Raw genomic sequence first — 18958 nt, 5'->3', positions numbered from 1 at the left:
CTCGGGAGGCTCGCCTAGGCTGGGAGACCATGCGCCCCGGACTCCTCGCCGCCTTGCCGGCCGCCCTGCCGAGCGCCGCGACCGCGGCCGAGGAGCCCGCCCTCGACGGTGTCGCCGGGTGGGCCGTGAACCTCATGGAGACGCTCGGGCCGGCCGGCGCGGCGATCGCCATCGCGCTGGAGAACCTCTTCCCGCCGCTGCCGAGCGAGATCATCCTGCCGCTCGCGGGCTTCACCGCGAGCCAGGGGAGCTTCGGGCTGGTCGAGGCGATCCTGTGGACGACGGCCGGGTCCGTCGTCGGGGCGCTCGCCCTCTACGCCGTCGGTGCGCTCGTCGGGCGCGAGCGCACCCGGTGGATCGCGGAGCGCCTGCCCCTCGTCAAGGTCGAGGACGTCGACCGCACCGAGCAGTTCTTCCTGCGGCACGGCGGCGCGACGGTGTTCTTCGGCCGCTTCATCCCCATCTTCCGCAGCCTCATCTCCATCCCGGCGGGCGTCGAGCGCATGCCCCTGTGGAAGTTCACGGCGCTGTCGACCGCGGGCAGCGCGATCTGGAACACCCTCTTCGTCGTCGCGGGCTACACGCTCGGCGAGAACTGGCACGTCGTCGAGCAGTACGCCGGCGTCTTCCAGAAGATCGTCATCGCCGTGGTCGCGCTCGCCGTGGTCTGGTTCGTCTCGACCCGCGTGTGGCGCTGGGTGCACGACGACGAACGACCGGCCCATGCCCGCCGCGGGGCCGCGCCGGCGGACACCGAGGACGACGCCGCGAGCTGACGGGCGGGGCCTCCCTCCCGGCGAGCACCGTGCGCCGACGGGTGGAAAGCTCCGGACGCCGTGCGCTGCGGGACACGGTCCCGGATGATCGGTGCGTGGAACCCGCCCCGGCCCCGGCCGCTTCTCCCGTCGTCAGCTCACCGCTCGACGAGCAGCGACGTCGTGTGCGGGTGCGGGTCGTCGCGTCGCGCGTCGTCCTCGCCCTCGGGATACTCGGCGTCGTCGCCGTGCTGGTCCGCGGCCTCTGGACGCACCTGACGCTCTACCGCGACGTCGTGCCAGGGCTCCTGCCGGGCACCGCGTCGACGACGCTCCTCGTCGACTCCGTCGTGCTGCTGCTCATGGCGCGCGGGCTGCGGCGCGGGCACCGTCTCGCCTGGCTCGTCACGGTCGTGGTGCTCGGGCTCACGGCGGGGACGCACACGGCGCGCGGGGTCGACGTGATCCCGTCCGTCGTGGTCCTCGCCGCGGCGGTGTGGCTCGCGACGCGGTGGCGCTCGTTCCCCGTGCTCCCGACCCGCCGCGCGGTCCGCCGGGCCGCACTGCTGCTCGTGCTCCTCGTGGGTGCGTGGGTCCTCGCGATCGCGGCGCTCGCCGTCGTGGTCCTGCGCGCGGACGACCCCGAGGAAGCGCTCAGCAGCAGCCTCGTCACGACGGTGGCCGTGGTGTCGACCGTCGTCGACCTCGTCGTGCTCGTGCTCGTGCTCTGGTGGCTCGGCTCGCCGCGCGAGGCGCGCCGGCTCGCGCCCGCGGAGCACCGCGAGGAGCGCGAGCGGGCGCGCGCCGTCGTCCAGCGGTACGGGGGCGGGACGCTCGACTACTTCGCCTTGCGCGACGACAAGGACTGGTTCTTCGTCGGGCGCAGCGTCGTCGCGCACTCGGTGCGCGGCGGCGTCTGCCTGGTGTCCCCGGACCCGATCGGGCCGGTCTCCGAGCGGGAGGCGACGTGGGCCGAGCTCCTCGACCACGCGGCGGCGTCGGGCTGGTCGATCGCGGTCGTCGCGGCGGCTGAGGACTGGCTGCCGGTCTACGAGCGCAGCGGCCTGCGCCACGTCTACCTCGGTGACGAGGCGACGGTCGACTGCACGACGTTCACGCTCGCGGGCCACGACCACAAGTCGCTGCGGCAGGCGGTCAACCGCGTCGCGCGCGGCGGGTACACGACCACGTTCCACGACCCCACGACCCTCGACCCGGTGCTGCGCGAGCAGATCCTCGCGATGAGCGACGAGTCGCGCCAGGGCGAGGACGAGCGCGGGTTCTCCATGACGCTCTCGCGCCTGTTCGACCCCGACGACGCGGGGCTCGTGCTCTCGGTGACCCGGAACGCCGACGGACGCGTCGACGCGTTCTGCCAGTGGGTCCCGGCGGCGGCGATCGACGGCTGGTCGCTCGACGTCATGCGCCGCCGCACCGATGCGGAGGACGTCCCGAACGGCCTGATCGACGCCACGATCGTCGCGACGATCGCCGAGGTCGCGGCGCGCGGGATGCGCGGGCTCGGGCTGAACTTCGCGGTCATGCGCGAGGTGCTCGAGGGCGAGCGCGACGGCCGCGTGGACCAGCTCGCACGACCGGTCCTGCGACGCCTGTCGAAGGGGACCCAGATGGCGACGTTGGGCGCGTTCAACGAGAAGTTCGACCCGGGGTGGACGCCGCGGTACGTGGTGCTGGACTCGGCGGAGTACACGGCCGCGCAGGCGCTCGTCCTCGCGGGCGCGGAGGGCGTCACGGAGATCCCGGTCGTCGGGCGGTTCCTGCGCGGCGTCGGGACGGCACCGTGATCTGGTCCGTCGCCGCGGCGGTCGGTGCCGCGCTCGCCTACGCGGTGAGCACGATCATGCAGGCCGTCGCGACGCGGCGGGCGCACGGGCTCGCCGCGGTGCGGCACCCGCTCGTCCTCGGCGGTCTCGCGCTCGACGGCGCCGCGTTCCTCCTGTCTCTCCTGGCGCTGGACCACCTGCCGCTCTTCGTCGTCCAGGCGATCATCGCGTCGTCGCTGGTGGGCGTCGTGGTCCTGGCCCGCGTCGTGCTGCACGCGACGCTGCGGCGCACGGACCTCGTCTCGATCGGAGCGGTCGTCGTCGCGCTCGTCGTGCTGGCGCTCTCGGCGGGGGAGCAGCCGGCCGCGGAGCCGCCGGCCGGCTTCACCACCTGGGCGATCGTGGCGTCCCTCGCCCTCGTCGCCGGGGTCGCGCTCGCCTACCGCAGCGGTCATCCGATCCTGCTCGCCCTGCTCGGCGGGCTCGGCTACTCCGTCGCGGCGATCGCCGCGCGGGGCGCGCACGCGTCGGGCGACCTCCTCGACACCGCCCTGCAGCCGCTCGCGATCGCCATCGTCGCCGCGGGCGCGGCAGGCGTCCTGGGCTACCTGCGGGCGCTCGAGAAGGGCAACGTCGGCTCCGTCGCGGCGACGGTCTCCGTCGTGGAGGTCCTCCTCCCCGGGGCCGTGGGGCTGCTCGTGCTGGGCGACATCGTCCGCGACGGCTGGGTGGTGCCGGCCGCCGTCGCGACGGTGCTCGCCGTCGCCGGGTGCGTCGTGCTCGCGACGAGCCCGGCCAACGCCGCGGCCGAGGAGCCGACGGCAGCACCCCTCGGAGCCGGACCGCCATCGAGCTCGGCAGCTCCGTGAGATCGGCAGCTCGGCGTGAGATCGGCTCGAGAGACGACCGATCTCGAGGTCGAGGTGCCGATCTCGGGCGAGGATGCCGATCTGACGAGGGGCCTCCTAGCCTGGGACGCATGACCGGAACCTCGCTGCGCACCCCGCTCGACGTCCCCACCCTCGACGAGCTGCGCCGTCGGACGTCGGTGAAGTGGCGGGCGTTCGACCCGGACGTCCTGCCGCTGTTCGTCGCGGAGATGGACGTCGCGCCGTGCGAGCCCGTCGTGGACGCCGTGACGGCGGCGATGCGCACCGGCGACACGGGCTACGACCACGGCACGGTGTACGGGGAGGCGTACGCACGGTTCGCGGAGCGGCGGTGGGGCTGGTCGTTCGACCCGTCGACGACCCGCACGCTGCCCGACGTCATGGTCGCGATCGTCGAGGTGCTGCGCGTCCTCACCGGGCCGGGCGACGCCGTCGTCGTGAACCCGCCGGTCTACCCGCCCTTCTTCGGCTTCGTGCGGAACGAGGGGCGTCGCGTCGTCACCGCGCCGCTCGGCGCGGACCTGCGCCTCGACCTCGACGCGCTCGAGCGCGCGTTCGCGGAGGCGACCGGCGTCGCGGACCACGGCGGCGGGCCGGGGTCCGGGCGCCGCGCCGTCTGGCTCGTGTGCAACCCCCACAACCCGACCGGCACGGCGCACGCACCGGACGAGCTCGCCGCGGCCCTCGCGCTCGCCGCGCGGTACGGGGTGCGCGTCGTCGCGGACGAGATCCACGCGCCGATCACCCGGCCCGGCCTCGCGGGGCACCCCGCCACCACGCACACGCCGCTGCTCACCGTCCCCGGGTCCGACGACGCGGTGGCGGTCGTGTCCGCGTCCAAGGCGTTCAACCTGCCGGGCATCAAGGCGGCCGCGGCGGTCGGCGGCCCGGGCGCGGTCGCCGACCTGCGACGCATCCCCGAGGAGGCGAGCCACGGCGTGCACCACGTCGCGGTCCTCGCGCACGTCGCGGCGCTCGACCACGGCGACGCCTGGCTCGACGCCGTCCTCGCCGGCGTCGAGCGCAACGCCTGGCTGCTCGCCGACCTGCTCGCCGAGCACCTCCCGGGCGTGCGGTACCGGCCGGGCGAGGCGACCTACCTCGCGTGGCTGGACTGCCGGGACCTGGCCGGCCCGGCGGGTGGCAGCACCGTGCCCGACGGCGCCCGGTCGCCCGCAGCGGACCCGCGCGCCTGGTTCCTCGACCGGGCGCGCGTCGCGCTCGAGGACGGCCGGCGCTTCGGGCCGGGCGGCGAGGGCCACGTGCGGCTCAACCTCGCGACGAACGTCGACGTGCTCACCGAGGCCGTCGTGCGGATCGGCGCGTCCCTGGCGCGCTGACCGGTCGTGCTCCGAGGGGCGGCGCTCGCACGCCGTGCGCATGGGCAGACCTCCCCATCGCCGCGGACCCTGCGACGGCGTAGCCTCACCGTCGACCGCCCGTGCTCACGGGCGTCCCGGGTCACCGTCCTCGTCGGCGCGCCCGCGCCGCGCACGACCTCGAGGAGCATGTCGTGAGTGGATCGTGGGGCGCCGATGTCGCGGCCCTGCGCGCGCTCGCGGACGTCATGCTCTCCGGGGCCGACACGCTGCGCGGCGCCCGCGCCCAGGTGGCGTCGCTGGTCGAGTCCTCGACGCGGTGGGACGGTCCGGACGCCTCGACCTTCCGCTCGGACTGGTCCTCGGCGCTCGCCCCGGCGGTGCTCGCCGCCGCCGCTCTCCTCGACCGGACGGCCGAGACGCTGCGTCGCGACGCCGACCAGCAGGAGTCCGCGAGCGCCGCGGACGGTGGAGCGCCTGGCGGTCCCGGCGGACCGACGCCGCCGGGCGCACCGGGGGCGCCCGGGACGGTCCCGACCCCGAGCCCTGCCGAGTACCTCGCGATGGACGCGGCCGAGCGCGCCGACTGGCTCGCCTCGGCGACGGACGCCCAGGTCGCGGCCCTGTACGGGCGCTTGGTCTCCCAGGGTGTCGACCCGGACTCGGCCGGGTTCGCCGACCTCGCCGTCGCGCACTGGACGCGCACCGCCGCCGCCGAGGCAGGCTTCGACTTCGCGGACTGGGACCCGGCCGCCGGTGCGGGCGCCAACCGGGAGATCATCGAGGCCGTCTACAGCTACTACGCCGAGCTGTACCTCGACCAGCCGTGGATGCAGTGGGCGGGCATGGCGGCGATGATCGGGCCCTCGTTCGCCGCCGGGTTCTTCGACCTCGACATGATGCGCGAGCTCGCGCAGGGCGTGCAGGACGGCGCGCAGCACCTGCCGCCCGGCGTCACCCCCGCGGCGCTCGCGGCGGTCGCCGGCATGACGGACGCCGAGCTCGCCTTCTACGAGAACCAGTTCCTGTCGATGCAGCGCGAGATCTTCGTCGACCAGGCCGTCATGCACGAGGCCTACCTGAACGGCGGGCTGCCCGAGATGGAGCGCCTGCTCGAGGCCGGCGTCATCGACGACGCCGCGTACCAGGCGTGGGAGGACATCGAGGCCGGTCGCGGCGGGGACGCGCAGGCGCTCGCGGACGGCAACACCGCCCTGCTGTGGCGCGAGCAGAACCAGATCATCGCGGACGACTGGCAGACGATGCGCGACCACCCCGGCACGGGCGAGGCGTTCACGTACCTCATGACGCTCGTCGGGGAGCCGTCCATCCCGGGCGCCGGCACGTACGCGCAGCACGACCCGTTCACCGTGAACGTCGAGACTCCCGGTCCCGAGAACATCGGCATCCCGTTCACCGGCATCTCGCTCGACAACCCCGTGCAGGGGAGCATCTCGGTCGAGACGCCCCTGCCCGGCGGCAACATCGCGGACCAGGCCACGCGCTGGGACTACATCGCCAACGACACGCTGCCCGCCTACCAGGAGCTCATCACGCAGTACCCGGACCAGGCCGCGCAGATCGTCGGGACGGACGTGTCGCAGCGCATCGACGACTACCGGCTCACGGATCCGGGACGGATCGGTCGGATCCTTGACAGACTGACCGAGTGGGACGTGGACGTGGACCAGTGACAGCCGCCCGCGCGGCCGCCGCGGCCGCCCTCGCCCTGGTGCTCGGGCTGGGGGTCGGCGCCTGCACCGTGACCTTCGGCGACCCGGACGACGAGGGCGGGTCGACGTCGTCGGGCAGCGCGGGCAGCACCGGTACGGAGAGCGGCACGACGATCGACGACATCGAGGAGGGCGCACCGATGCGCTGGGACGTGAGCAGCCCGATCACCGCCGAGTCGGTGGGGTTGGGGGAGCAGATGGCGATCGTCGACGTCCCCGGTGGCGGCGCCGAGGTCGAGCTGACCCTCCCCGACGGGACGTGGTCGACGACGGCCGAGGAGCTGACGATCCAGCCGCGGCGCGGGTACGTGAGCTCGATCAACGTGTTCCGCTCGCTGTCCGGCGGCGAGGCCGTGCACGACCAGCTCCTGGCCGACGCCGACGTGCTGGGGTTCCCGCGCGCGCAGGTCGACCGCTGGCTCGACGAGCTCCCGGCCTCGCTCGTGGAGTCGCGGTCGGGCGGGGTCCGGGCGCGCACGGGCATCAACGGTTCCAACGGCGACGTGGTGACGTCGGTCCAGATCAGCCACGAGCCCGGCCCGGGCGGCGACGAGTCGATCCGGCTCTGGTACGCGATCAGCCCGGTGACACCCGCCGAGGGCGAGGACTGACGCCGACGGTCGACGCGCCGTCGGAGGGCTGCGGCCGGACGGCGACGGTGCACGCCCCGCAGGGACACGCTGTGGAGAGGCCGCGGACGATCCGGGTCGGTCTGACCGGGATGTCCCTCGCGCGGGTGCCGTGCGGTAGCGTCCCTCGCGTCCCGTCAGGTCGCAGCAGGGGAGCCCCGGTGAGCACGGTCGCACGCGTTCGTCCCAGGTCGGTCCGCCGGAGGGTGGCCGCCGTGCTGCTCGTCCCGGCCCTCGCGCTCCCGCTCGCGGCGTGCACCGAGGACCGGCCGACCGCCGAGGACGCGGCGGCGGCGCTCGCCGCGGGCATCGCCGAGGGCGACGTGAGCGGCCTGGCGTTCTCCAACGGCCGGGCGGAGAACGTGCAGGGGCACCTCGAGGCCGTCCTCGAGCCCGTCGCCGCGTTCGAGCACACGGTCGAGGTCGACGGCGTCGTCGTGGACGACGAGGGCTCCGACGCCGACGAGCGCGCGACGGCGACCCTCGCCTACCGCTGGGTCGTCACCGACGACGCCGCCTGGGAGTACACGACCGACGTCGACCTGACGTTCGCCGAGCCGGCCGAGGGCGTGGACGGCCCCGGGCGCTGGGAGGCGGCGTGGGAGCCCGACGTGCTCGTGCCGGACCTCGCGCAGGGCGACCGGCTCGCCGTCGACCGCGTGCGCGCGGAGCGCGCCCAGATCCTGGGTCTCGACGACGTCCCGATCGTCGCGGACCGCCCGGTGTACCGCATCGGCGTGGACAAGACACGCCTCGCCGCGGGCGCGTGGGACGGCGCGGCGCGCGCGCTCGCGGGCGTCGTGGGGATCGACCCGGAGGAGTTCGCGCAGCGCGTCGCGGGGGCCGGGGAGAAGGCGTTCGTCGAGGCGATCACGGTGCGCACGGAGGACACGGCCGGCATCGACGTGGACGCGGCGCGCGCCATCGAGGGCGTCGCCGTCATCGACGACGAGATGCCGCTCGCGCCGACGCGCGAGTTCGCCCGCCCGATCCTCGGCCGGGTCGGCGAGGCGACGGCCGAGATCGTCGAGGAGTCCGACGGCGCGGTCGTCGCCGGGGACACGGTCGGCCTGTCCGGCCTGCAGCGCCAGTACGACGAGCAGCTGCGCGGGACGCCCGGGGTCTCGATCACGGTCGTCCCCGACGGGAGCACGCCGGACGAGGTGTCGACGGAGGCCTTCGCGGTCGAGCCGGTCGCGGGCGTGCCGCTCAGCACCACGCTGCGACCCGAGATGCAGGTGGCCGCCGAGCAGGTCCTCGCGGGGCAGACCTCGCCCAGCGCGATCGTCGCGATCAAGCCGTCCACGGGCGAGGTGCTCGCCGCGGCCAGCGGCACCGCGGGCGACGGGCTGTCCACGGCCACGACCGGCCAGTACGCGCCGGGCTCGACGTTCAAGGTCGCGACGACGCTCGCCATGCTCCGCGCCGGTCTGACGCCCGACTCGGTCGTGTCCTGCCCGCCCGAGATCACCGTCGACGGCCGCACGTTCCAGAACGTTCCCGGCTACCCGACCGACGCGCTCGGCGAGGTGCCGCTGCGCACGGCGTTCGCGAACTCGTGCAACACCGCGATGATCGGCCAGCGCGACACGGTGACGCAGCAGGCGCTGCACGACGCCGCGGCGTCGCTCGGTCTCGGCGTCGAGGCGGACCTCGGCGCGGCGGCGTTCTGGGGCGACGTCCCGGCCGAGGCCGAGGGCACCGACCACGCGGCGTCGATGATCGGCCAGGGGCGCATCCTCGCGTCGCCGCTCGGCATGGCGACGGTCGCGGCGAGCGTCGCAGCAGGTCACCGCGTGGCACCCGTCCTCGTGCGTCCCGACGTCCAGCCCGCCTCGGCCGAGCAGCCGTCGGGCGACCTCACCGAGGACGAGGCGGCGACGCTGCGCAGCCTCATGCGCGCCGTCGTCACGGACGGGTCGGCGGACATGCTCGCCGACCTGCCCGAGGAGGTCGGGGCGAAGACGGGGACCGCGCAGTACGGCGACGGCAACCAGTCGCACGCGTGGATGATCGCGACCCAGGGAGACCTCGCCGTGGCCGTGTTCGTCGAGACGGGGGAGGGCGGTTCCGCGACCGCCGGGCCGCTCATGCGGGCCTTCCTCGACGCCCCGAACCAGGGCTGAGGGTCCGGCCGGCGCGAGCGCGCCGTCGGATGCTCGGTCGTCCTGTGCCCGAGCGTCGAGGGTGGATCGGATGCCGGTGCTTGACCCTGTTCCTTGAACACGGTGTGTGCTGGCGGAGCATCTGACGGCGTGAGGAAGGAACCGACATGGACGACGTCCGACCACGCACGAGCCTTCGCGGCCGGGGACGGGCGCCGCGCGTCGTCGCGGGCCTCGCGGTGCTCGCCGTCTCCGTCCCGCTCGGGGCGTGCTCCCCGCCGGCAGACGTCACGCCCACCACGTCCGGGACCGCGGCGCTCGAGCGGTTCTACGAGCAGGAGCTGGTGTGGACAGAGTGCGGTGCCGATCATGCGGGGACCGACGACGACGAGAAGCTGATGGCGACGGTTGCCGGTGCCGAGTGCGCCCGCCTCTCGGTGCCGCTGGACTACGACGATCCTGAGGGGGACGTGGCTTCCGTCGCGGTGCTGCGGGTACCGGCACGAGGCGAGTCGAGAGGGCCGATGGTGATCAACCCGGGAGGTCCGGGAGGTTCAGGGGTGACAGGCGCGATCATCACTGCCGCGGGGCTCGCGGAGAGCCCGATCACCGAGTCCTTCGACGTGGTCGGGTTCGACCCGCGTGGCGTCGGCGCCACGCGGCCCGCCGCGGACTGCTACAGCGACGAGGAGGCCGACGCCGGCACCGTGCCCCTGGGATCGCAGGGCACGACCGTCGCGTTCACCGAGGACGACACCCGGGCGATCATGGAGAAGTGCGCCGAGAGGTCGGGCGGGATGAAGGCGCTCACCCACATGGGGACCCGCGACACCGCTCGTGACATGGACGTGCTGCGCTCCGCACTCGGGCAGGACGAGCTGACCTACTTCGGGCAGAGCTACGGGACCCGCCTGGGTGTCGTGTACGCAGAGATGTTCCCGGAGAGGGTGCGGGCGATGCTCCTGGACGGCGGTCGAGACTCCCGCGAGGGGACGTTCGAGTCTCGCGTGAACGCCTACGCCGGGTTCCAGGGCGCGTTCGACGAGATGGCCGCGTCCTGCGCGACGCAGGAGAGCTGCCCGCTCGGTACGGACCCGCAGCAGGCGACGGCGAGGTTCCAGGAGATCGTCCGACCGCTGCGGGACCGACCCGTACCGGCGTTGGAGACCGAGCTGGGCTTCGACGACGCGATCGGCGCCGTCATCGCCGGTCTCTACAACCAGGCGGCGTGGCCTCGGATCATCGCCGGCATCACCGAGGTCACCGAGGGCCGTGGCGACGAGCTGATGCAGCTCATCTACGACTTCAGCCCGCGCAGCGCGACCGGGCAGTGGCCGAACACGAGCGAGGCGAACTACGCCATCAACTGCATGGACGAGGACCGGCTGACCCCTCGAGAGAGTGGCGAGCTGCGCACCGCCACGTACGAGCGCGCGCCGTTCATGGACCCGGGGGTCGACGTGACCGCGGGAGCACGCGACGGCTGCGAGCACTGGCCGGCAGAACCCACTCTGGGGATCCCGTACGGGCAGGACATCGACGGGCTCCCGGCCACCCTCGTCGTGTCCATCACGGGCGACCCCACCACCCCCCACGAAGGGGGGATCAGACTGGCGGACTCGCTCGGGAGCGCTCTGCTGACCGTGGAAGGCCAGGGACACACCATCGTCGCCTTCGGGAACAACGCGTGCGTCGACGAGGTCGCTGCGGCCTACCTGATCGACCTGGACGTCCCCGCCGAGGGCACGACCTGCACGATGTGAGCCCGCTGCCACCGTGAGAACGGTGCCGTCGACGAAGGAGGAGCATGGCGTGGAGCACCTCCGAGCTCGCCGAGCTGGCCGGTACGACCGTGAACACCGTCCGTCACTACCACCGGGTCGGTCTTCTGGAGCAGCCGGAGCGACGAGCCAACGGGTACAAGCAGTACCGGGCCCGCCACCTCGCTCGCGTCATCCAGATCCGGCGCCTGCGCGAGCTCGGTGTCCCCCTCGCCGAGATCGGGTCGCTCGGGGCAGCCGGGGGAGACGCCGCCGGCACCCTCCGGGCGCTCGACGTCGAGCTCGCCGCGAGCATCGAGCGGCTCCAGCGCGCTCGGACCGAGCTGGCCGTCGTGCTCCGCGACCGTGCATCGCTCGACGTGCCGCCCGAGTTCAGCTCCGTCGAGGAGCGGCTGACCGACGCCGATCGCGCACTGGTCACCATCTGCACGCAGTTCTACGACCAGGACGCGCTGGACGACATCAGGCGCATGATCGAGGTCGAGCCGACGGACATCGATCGTGACTTCACCGCGCTCCTGCCCGACGCGAGCGAGGCGACGAGGCGCGACCTGGTCGAGCGGATGGTGCCACTCCTCGACCGGCACCTGGCCGACCACCCCTGGCTGAGCGATCCGCTGCCGCGCCTGTCCACGAGCGCGACCGCGGCCCGAGACGCGCTGCACCGAGTGCTGCCCGACCTCTACAACGGGGCGCAGCGCGACGTCCTGCGTCGCGCGATGCTCGTCGTCCTCGACCCTCCCACGTGATGACCACCGTCAGCCGGACCACGTGCAGCGGCCGGTGGACGTGCTCGCAGGACGGGCCGGCGGCTCAGGGCCGCGGGTCGACGCGGCGCCAGGGCTTGTCGTCGCGTCGCGCCCCCGTGCCGGCCGAGCAGCGCCGGCACACCGACGAGACGGCGTCGGCGTCCCGGCCGGTCGCCGGCTGGGCGTCGGCCCACGTGACGTGCGGGAACCGGAGGAGGCCCTGACGGCTGAGCTGCAGGCCGCACACCGTCGAGTTCGTGCCGCGCTCCCAGGCGTGCACCTCCCCGGCGGGCATCCGCACGCCGTCCGGGTCGGTCCACGTGCCGGTGGCCGCCACCGCCGCACCCGTCACCCGCTTGCGCATGGGCTCGACCCTAGGCGCGGCGACCTCGCTCGCACCCCGGGGCCACGTTCACACGATCCCTGGGAATGAGACGGCACGGCGGGGCGTTGCCCACCGACGAGTACGATCAGGTGCCGCGGGCGACGATCGTGCCCGCAGCGCGAACACCGCCTACCGCCGAACCTCGGGAGACACCTCCGTGTCCGTCAGCGTGCCGACCTGGTACCTCACCGAGCGCCGCGACGTCGACCTCCGTCGAGTCGCCAGCGCTCTGTGTCGCTGACCCGTCGTCGTCGCTGACGCTCCCCGGCCCTCGCGCCGATGCTGCGCCGCGCCTCGGGTCAGGTCCCTGGTTCACCCCGCTGACGCCTGACCCTGACAACCGGCCGCGCCCGCACGCGTGTCAGGACCCCCGGCCATCCGGGTGATCCCTCGTCCTGACACGGGACCGCCTCGCGACGACGACCCCCGCCCCCTCTCCCGGGTGCGGTCGCGTCGTGCGTCCGTGCCACCCGAGCACCGAAAGGTCCCTCCGTGTCCTCGACCCCCTCGAAGCCCGCAGAGCAGGCTTCCCCCGGCCGCGACGACGTCGCCGCGTCGGCCCCGCCCGCGACCCCGGCCCCCGCGAAGCGCACGCGCCGCTTCCCGTCGTTCAGCACCCAGATCCTCATCGGCCTCGCGCTGGGCATCGCGCTCGGCGGCATCGCCCTCGCGATGGGCCCGCAGGACGCCGACGGCGAGGTCCCCAACGGACTCACGACGACGCTCGCGACGATCGGCAGCTCGTTCGTCACGCTGCTCAAGGCGATCGTCCCGCCGCTGATCTTCACCGCGATCGTCGCGTCGATCGCCAACCTGCGGACCGTCACGAACGCCGCGCGCCTCGCCGGCCAGACGCTCCTGTGGTTCGCGATCACCGCCGCGATCTCCGTCGCGGTCGGCATCGGGCTCGGGCTGATCTTCCAGCCCGGCAACCACGCGTCCGTGTCGCTCGACGACGCCGCCGAGCCGGGGAAGGCCGGCACGTGGCTCGACTTCCTCACGGGCCTGATCCCGGGCAACGTGCTGGGCCTCGGCGCCGGCACGCAGGTCGAGACCGCGGCCGACGGCGCCGTGACCGCGAGCACGTCGATCAACTTCAACGTGCTGCAGATCCTCGTCGTCGCGCTCGTCATCGGCATCGCGGCGCTGAAGACCGGCTCCAAGGCCGACCCGTTCCTCGCGTTCAACCGCTCCGCCCTGGCGATCGTCCAGAAGGTGCTGTGGTGGATCATCCGCCTCGCGCCGCTGGGCACGCTGGGCCTCATCGGGAACGCGATCGCCACCTACGGCTGGACGTCGCTGAGCTCGCTCGCCTGGTTCGCCGCGGCGATCTACGTCGGCCTCGCGGTCGTGCTGTTCGTCGTGTACCCGGTGCTGCTGCGCACCAACGGCCTGAAGGTCACGAGCTACTTCAAGGGCGCGTGGCCCGCGATCCAGCTCGCGTTCGTGTCGCGCTCGTCGATCGGCACGCTGCCCGTGACGCAGCGCGTCACCGAGCGCAACCTCGGCGTGCCGAGCGAGTACGCGTCGTTCGCCGTGCCGCTCGCCGCGACCACGAAGATGGACGGCTGCGCCTCGATCTACCCCGCGATCTCGGCGATCTTCGTCGCACAGATCTTCGACGTCGACCTGTCGATCACCGACTACCTGCTCATCGCGTTCGTGTCCGTCGTCGGCTCCGCCGCGACCGCGGGGCTCACCGGCGCCGTCGTCATGCTCACGCTGACGCTCTCGACGCTGGGCCTGCCGCTCGCGGGCGTGGGCCTGCTGCTCGCGATCGACCCGATCCTCGACATGGGCCGCACGGCCGTCAACGTCGCGGGCCAGGCGCTCGTGCCGACGATCGTCGCCAAGCGCGAGGGCATCCTCGACGTCGAGCAGTACGAGTCCGCGTCGGCGGAGGACCTCTTCGCGGACGACGACGCCCCGGTCGAGGGCGAGACGCCCGCGGTGGAGGGGGCGCCGTCGGGCGCCGCGACCGACAAGGAGCCCGTGGCGGCCGGCGCCCGCTGACGCCGACGACGCGGTCACCCCGGACGAGCGCGGTTCCGGGGCGGCCGTGGCGGGTCTACCATCCGCGGCCTCGTTCCTCGGCCGCTCCCGCCAGACCCGCCACGACCCGGCACGGCCGCCCCTGCACCGCCCTCGTCCTCCGCGGCTGCCGCTCAGCCCGTCTCGTGCACCGCCGCGAGCACGACCGGGTCCGTGCAGCCGCGCGCGAACCCGGCGATGCGGTGGTCGATGTCGCGGCCGAGCACCCACGACCCGACCCGCTCCGCGAGCGGCGCGAACCAGCGGGGGCGGCACCGGAAGCTGTAGCGCCACGTCGCTCGCGTGCCGCCCGCCGGGTCGGGGGCGAACCGCCAGCCCCCGGCCAGGTTCTCGAAGAACCACGACCCGCGGACCATGCGCATGCCGACGTTCGTCGGCGGGTTGTACGACACGTACTCGCTGACCATCGTCAGCCCGGTGCGGTGGCGCGTGAGCGTCCGGACACCCTTGGCGGGAGCGGTCGCGCCGTCGAGGAAGCGCTGGTTGCGGATGAACGGGTCCCAGCGCAGCCGGACGTCGCCGGTCGTCTGCGAGACGGCGAACGCGGTCGCGGGGTCGACGGGGACCACGAGCGAGGACTCGACGACGGGCATGCGCCCGATCGTGGCACGACGGCGGCCCTCGCGCAGCGACGGACCCGCGCGCTCCGATGACCCGCGCGCAACGACGACCCGTGCGCTCCGACGTCCCGCGTGCACCGACCGGCCCGCGGGCTCAGGCGTCCCGGTCGGCCGGGCTCCCCTCCGCGTCGAGCCGGGCGACGAGCCGGGCCCCGGAGACCTCGCGGTACGACGCGTCGACGAGCTCCGCGACCTCCTGCCAGTCGACCGGCGCCGCGTCGAGGTCGAGGCCGAGCCATCCCGCGGCGCCGTAGTAGGCCGGGACGAAGAACCGCGGGTCCTGCTCGAGCGCGGTGCGGTCGGCGACCGGGACCTGCACGAGGACCGACCGGGGGTGCTGCCGCACCGGGACGTCGGTAGAACGCTTCGTCATGCCGCCGTGGACGGCGAACAGGACCCGGGCACGGAAGGCCGTGCGACCGTGGGTGACGATCTCGTGCGCGTCGGGGAAGGCGAGGCACAGGGTGCGCAGGCGGGAGAGGTGCGGCTCGTCGTCGGGCACGGTGGACGCCATGGTGCCAGGCAAGCACCCGCCACCCACGGACGCGCGAACGCCCCGCCCCCGGACGGTGTCCAGGGCGGGGCGTTCGACCGCGGCGCAGGGGATCAGGACGCGAAGGCGTACCCGGCCTCGGTGCACTGCTCGCGGAGGCCGTCGAGCGCCGGCTGCACGCCGTCGGTCTCGACCGTGGCGCCCGTGAGGGCGGCCTCGAACGGGGCCTTGATGCCGTTGAGGTTCTCCTGGAGCTCCACGTCGGCGAAGCGCTGGACGGAGGCGATCTTGTCGCGCGTGGTCGTGATCTCGACCCCGCTCTCGTCGGTGACGGGCTCGGTCGTCAGCGCGAGGGTCGCGTCGACGCGCGTGGCGAGCGAGTTCTCGGCGCCGTCGTAGAACCCGGCGCAGGACTGGACGATCTCGATGACCGTGGGCTCGGGGACCTCGGACTGGGCCGTCGTGGTCTCGTCGGTGGGGGCGGTGGCGTCGTCGCTCGACGGGTCGGTCGTCGACGCACAGGACGCCAGGAGGAGGGCACAGGAGAGCGCCGCGGTAGCGGCCAGGTACTTACGCATGCTAAGGATTGGACACCGGCGGGAGGTCGCGGTGCAAGAAGATTGCTGCGGCCCGGGCGGGCAGATCGCCGGGATCCTGCGGGTGCTGCCGCGCGCTTGTGCGCAGCGTCACAGGATGTGGACGCCCGTCTCGGTCTCAGTCGACGTCGGGCACCTCGAGCACGACCTTGCCCCGCGCGTGCCCGTCCGCGACGAGGCGCAGCGCCTCCGCGGCCTCGGAGAGCGGGAACCGGTGGGAGATCTCGACGTGCAGCCGCCCGTCCTCCGCCAGCGCGAGCACCTCGTCGAGCGCCCCTCGGGCGTCGACCTTGTCGACGATCCCCGCAGCGCGCGACACCTCCGACCCGACGATCGTGACGGCCAGCGGCGGCTCGTCGGGGTCGGCCAGGGCGAGGTCCTCGCCCAGCAGCTCGACCGTGGCGGCGACGGTCTCCGGGGTGCCGACGAGGTCGACGACGACGCTCACCGCGGCCAGCCCGTCCTCGAGCGCGCGGACCGCGTCCACGAGGCCGGGCCCGTAGGCGACGGGTGTCGCGCCGAGCCCGCGCAGGTAGTCGTGGTTCGCGGGCGAGGCGGTGCCGACGACCCGCGCACCCAGCGCGAGCGCGACCTGCACCGCGGCGGAGCCGACGCCGCCGCTCGCGCCGTGGAGGAGCAGGACGTCCCCCTCGCCGACGTCGGCCTGGACGAGCGCGGAGAACGCCGTCGCCGCCGCGACCGGCAGGACCGCGGCCTGCTCCGCGGGGACCGACGACGGTCGCCGCCGCACGTGGTCGGCCCGCACGACGGAGAGCGCGCGCTGCGCGCCGGTCCCGTGCCACACGACCTCGTCGCCGGGCGCGAAGCCCTCGACGTCCGTCCCGACCGCGTCCACCACGCCCGCGGCCTCGAAGCCGAGCACGCCCGGGACCCGTCCGCCGAACGCTCCGGCGAGCCGCTTGACGTCGGCCGGGTTCACACCGACGACGCGGTTCGCCACGCGGATCTGTCCCGGCCCGGGCTCGGCGACCTCCTCGTCGGCGACGCGCAGCACCTCGGGACCGCCGAAGGTGTCGAAGCGGACGACGGTCGACGTCGTGCTCATGGGTCCTCCCCTGGTGACCCCGGCTCGGCCGGGCGGTGCCACTCTTCCATCACGGCGGGCCGCTGTCATGCGCATCCCGGCGCGTGGAACCGCTGGTGGGCGTCACGCCGGGCGGTCGCGCCGGCCGGTCAGAGCAGACCTCCGACGACGAGTCCGAGCGCCGTCGCGGCGAGGCACGCCCCGAGCATCCCGAGCGCGTGCACGGCGGCCGCCGCGGGGCGGCCGGCGAGCAGCAGCCGTGCGCCCTCGACGCTCGCCGTCGAGAACGTCGAGTAGCCACCGAGGAGACCGACGCCCACGGCAGCCGCGAGCGCGTCCGGGCCGGCGTGCGCCACGACCCATCCCGTGACGAGGCCGAGCAGGAGGCACGCGCTGACGTTGACGACGACCGTCCCCAGGGGGACGACCGAGCGCGCGCGGCGCGCGACGGCGCCGTCGACCAGGAACCGTGCCGCCGCACCGAGACCCCCGCACGCGGCGACGAGGAGCGCGACGAGGAGCCCGCTCATGCGCGGCCCGCCCCGCCGCGCCGTCCGAGCGTGCCCGCCAGGAGGATCCCGGCACCGGACGCGAGGACGCCCAGCACCACGCTGCCGAGCGCGTACGCCACGCCGAGCCCCGCGTGCCCGGCGTCGACCAGCCGGTCCACCTCGAGCGCGAACGTGCTGTACGTGGTGAAGCCGCCGAGGACGCCGGTCCCGACGAGCACGCGGGCCCGGCGCCGCCACCCGTCGTCGGGCCCGGAGCGTGCGAGCCGCTCCAGCAGCACGCCGAGGAGGAACGAGCCGACGAGGTTGATCGCGAACGTCGTCCACGGCCAGGTCCCGGCCTCGGCGGCGAACGCCGCCTCCAGGCCGGCCCGGGCGGAGGTGCCGACCGCGCCGCCGAGGGCGACCAGGGCCGCGAGCCGCAACCTCAGCGACCCCACGGCGCCGAGCCCTCCGACCAGTCGACGACGCGCAGCGGCACGGTGAGCACCGGGCGGTGCTGGTGGTGGGCGAGGTGCGCCGCGACGGAGCCCTCGACGAGCTCGCGCAGGCGTCCGCCGGCGCCGGGCGTCCGCGTCCCGACGACGAGGACCGCGGCGTCGACCGCGCGAGCGAGGTGCGTGAGCGCGCGGTCGGGCCGTCCCGCGAGGTAGCGCAGCTCCCACCGCACGGGCTCGTCGCCCAGCACCGCCGAGGCCTGCTCCCGCAGCCCGGCGTCCGTGCCCTCCCACGACCCGTCGTCGGCGTCCGGGTCGACGGCCGCGTGCGCCACGGTGCCGTCGGCGTGCTCCTCGACGACGTAGCGCGACGGGTCGGCGTAGGCGAGGTACAGCGTCGGGGCCCCCGCGGCCCGCGCCCAGGCCGCGGCGGTGAGCACGACGAGCGGGTCCTGCCCGGGGACGACGCCGACCACGACGGGATGTCCCGCGAAGGGGGTCAGGCGCTCGGCGCCGGGCTGCGGGACAGGTCGGTCACGCACGATCCGATCACCTCCTGCGGGCACGGCCCCGCCCGCCGCCAGGACGGTCCGGGGCCGTCGGCCACCACCCTAGCCGCGCGCCGGGACACGCGTCCCGACGCGCGGCGAGGGACGGTTCCGGGAGGCCGAGGTGTTGAGGACGACGTGACGGACCTCGACCTCGTGACCGCACGCGAGCGCCTCCTCGCGGAGCGCGCCGACGCGCTGGCCCGCCTGCGTGCCCTGCGCGGCGAGGTCGCGGAGATCGTCGAGGCCTCGCGGGACTCGAACGCGGACGACGAGCACGACCCGGACGGCGCGACGATCGCGTTCGAGCGGGCCCAGGTCGACGCCCTCGCGCGGTCCGCCGCGGTGCGGGTCGAGGAGGTCGACGCCGCGCTCGCGCGGATGGAGGCCGGCTCCTTCGGGACGTGCTCGTCCTGCGGGCAGGAGATCCCCGCCGCCCGGCTCGAGGCCCGCCCGACGGCGCGCACGTGCGTCGGGTGCGCGGCGTCGGCCTGAGCTCTCCTCGGCGCACGTCGACGACGGCGGACG

19 protein-coding genes are annotated in these 18958 nt (G+C 74.4%); 11 read left to right on the top strand and 8 right to left on the bottom strand.

Annotation, left to right across the window (positions count from 1 at the left end):
• Window positions 1–29 precede the first annotated feature (29 nt).
• The 9 genes from ACZCLJ_RS12305 (at window position 30) to ACZCLJ_RS12265 (ending at window position 11745) form a co-directional block, all read left to right on the top strand.
• Window positions 30–776, top strand: a complete 747-nt coding sequence (locus tag ACZCLJ_RS12305) for a DedA family protein (protein ID WP_463103898.1) — start codon at window positions 30–32, stop codon at window positions 774–776.
• 95 nt (window positions 777–871) lie between these two features.
• The gene (locus ACZCLJ_RS12300) at window positions 872–2560 is read left to right on the top strand and encodes a bifunctional lysylphosphatidylglycerol flippase/synthetase MprF (RefSeq protein ID WP_463103897.1); all 1689 of its coding nucleotides are present in this window, start codon (window positions 872–874) and stop codon (window positions 2558–2560) included.
• Complete coding sequence (locus ACZCLJ_RS12295; RefSeq protein ID WP_251151993.1) at window positions 2557–3408, top strand: hypothetical protein; 852 nt, start codon at window positions 2557–2559, stop codon at window positions 3406–3408. The genes ACZCLJ_RS12300 and ACZCLJ_RS12295 overlap by 4 nt, the downstream gene beginning before the upstream one ends.
• Window positions 3409–3518: 110 nt before the next feature.
• Window positions 3519–4769, top strand: coding sequence for a MalY/PatB family protein (locus ACZCLJ_RS12290; RefSeq protein ID WP_463103896.1), 1251 nt, complete (start codon window positions 3519–3521; stop codon window positions 4767–4769).
• Window positions 4770–4942: 173 nt separating this feature from the next.
• On the top strand, window positions 4943–6442 hold the full coding sequence (locus ACZCLJ_RS12285; protein ID WP_463103895.1) for a WXG100 family type VII secretion target: 1500 nt from the start codon (window positions 4943–4945) through the stop codon (window positions 6440–6442).
• Window positions 6439–7092 (top strand): hypothetical protein, encoded by a 654-nt coding sequence (locus ACZCLJ_RS12280; RefSeq protein WP_251151996.1) that lies wholly within the window; start codon window positions 6439–6441, stop codon window positions 7090–7092. The genes ACZCLJ_RS12285 and ACZCLJ_RS12280 overlap by 4 nt, the downstream gene beginning before the upstream one ends.
• Before the next feature lie 233 nt (window positions 7093–7325).
• Complete coding sequence (locus tag ACZCLJ_RS12275) at window positions 7326–9236, top strand: penicillin-binding transpeptidase domain-containing protein (RefSeq protein ID WP_463103894.1); 1911 nt, start codon at window positions 7326–7328, stop codon at window positions 9234–9236.
• Between the two features lie 146 nt (window positions 9237–9382).
• Window positions 9383–10978: an alpha/beta hydrolase gene (locus ACZCLJ_RS12270; RefSeq protein WP_463103893.1), complete on the top strand. Its 1596-nt coding sequence runs from the start codon at window positions 9383–9385 to the stop codon at window positions 10976–10978.
• Between the two features lie 44 nt (window positions 10979–11022).
• The gene (locus tag ACZCLJ_RS12265; RefSeq protein ID WP_463103892.1) at window positions 11023–11745 is read left to right on the top strand and encodes a helix-turn-helix domain-containing protein; all 723 of its coding nucleotides are present in this window, start codon (window positions 11023–11025) and stop codon (window positions 11743–11745) included.
• A 64-nt stretch (window positions 11746–11809) separates the two neighbouring features.
• On the opposite strand, the gene ACZCLJ_RS12260 is transcribed toward ACZCLJ_RS12265, so the two are convergent.
• Complete coding sequence (locus ACZCLJ_RS12260; RefSeq protein WP_463103891.1) at window positions 11810–12109, bottom strand: hypothetical protein; 300 nt, start codon at window positions 12107–12109, stop codon at window positions 11810–11812.
• Between the two features lie 642 nt (window positions 12110–12751).
• Here ACZCLJ_RS12260 and ACZCLJ_RS12255 point away from each other — a divergent pair.
• Window positions 12752–14143 (top strand): dicarboxylate/amino acid:cation symporter, encoded by a 1392-nt coding sequence (locus ACZCLJ_RS12255; RefSeq protein WP_463106402.1) that lies wholly within the window; start codon window positions 12752–12754, stop codon window positions 14141–14143.
• Window positions 14144–14295: 152 nt separating this feature from the next.
• Here the strand turns inward: ACZCLJ_RS12255 and ACZCLJ_RS12250 are convergent, their stop codons facing one another.
• The 7 genes from ACZCLJ_RS12250 to ACZCLJ_RS12220 all read right to left on the bottom strand — a co-directional run bounded on the left by ACZCLJ_RS12250 (window position 14296) and on the right by ACZCLJ_RS12220 (window position 18424).
• The gene (locus tag ACZCLJ_RS12250; RefSeq protein ID WP_463103890.1) at window positions 14296–14775 is read right to left on the bottom strand and encodes an SRPBCC family protein; all 480 of its coding nucleotides are present in this window, start codon (window positions 14773–14775) and stop codon (window positions 14296–14298) included.
• 121 nt (window positions 14776–14896) lie between these two features.
• Window positions 14897–15316 carry an MmcQ/YjbR family DNA-binding protein gene (locus ACZCLJ_RS12245; RefSeq protein ID WP_463103889.1) on the bottom strand — a complete coding sequence of 140 codons (420 nt, stop codon included), beginning with the start codon at window positions 15314–15316 and terminating at the stop codon, window positions 14897–14899.
• Window positions 15317–15408: 92 nt separating this feature from the next.
• Complete coding sequence (locus ACZCLJ_RS12240; RefSeq protein ID WP_463103888.1) at window positions 15409–15873, bottom strand: hypothetical protein; 465 nt, start codon at window positions 15871–15873, stop codon at window positions 15409–15411.
• Window positions 15874–16009: 136 nt separating this feature from the next.
• Window positions 16010–16957, bottom strand: coding sequence for a quinone oxidoreductase family protein (locus ACZCLJ_RS12235; protein ID WP_463103887.1), 948 nt, complete (start codon window positions 16955–16957; stop codon window positions 16010–16012).
• Between the two features lie 128 nt (window positions 16958–17085).
• Window positions 17086–17466 (bottom strand): fluoride efflux transporter FluC, encoded by a 381-nt coding sequence (locus ACZCLJ_RS12230; RefSeq protein ID WP_463103886.1) that lies wholly within the window; start codon window positions 17464–17466, stop codon window positions 17086–17088.
• Window positions 17463–17885 (bottom strand): fluoride efflux transporter FluC, encoded by a 423-nt coding sequence (locus ACZCLJ_RS12225; protein WP_463103885.1) that lies wholly within the window; start codon window positions 17883–17885, stop codon window positions 17463–17465. Before ACZCLJ_RS12225 ends, ACZCLJ_RS12230 begins: the two co-directional genes overlap by 4 nt.
• Complete coding sequence (locus tag ACZCLJ_RS12220; RefSeq protein ID WP_463103884.1) at window positions 17873–18424, bottom strand: universal stress protein; 552 nt, start codon at window positions 18422–18424, stop codon at window positions 17873–17875. The genes ACZCLJ_RS12225 and ACZCLJ_RS12220 overlap by 13 nt, the downstream gene beginning before the upstream one ends.
• Before the next feature lie 144 nt (window positions 18425–18568).
• Between ACZCLJ_RS12220 and ACZCLJ_RS12215 the strand changes: the two genes are divergently transcribed.
• Window positions 18569–18925, top strand: a complete 357-nt coding sequence (locus tag ACZCLJ_RS12215; protein ID WP_463103883.1) for a TraR/DksA family transcriptional regulator — start codon at window positions 18569–18571, stop codon at window positions 18923–18925.
• The last annotated feature ends 33 nt before the right edge of the window (window positions 18926–18958 follow it).

Source organism: Cellulosimicrobium sp. So1_17 (assembly GCF_055181235.1).
The sequence above is the reverse complement of the archived record's forward strand: the minus strand, read 5'-3'. Positions and strand labels throughout refer to the sequence as shown.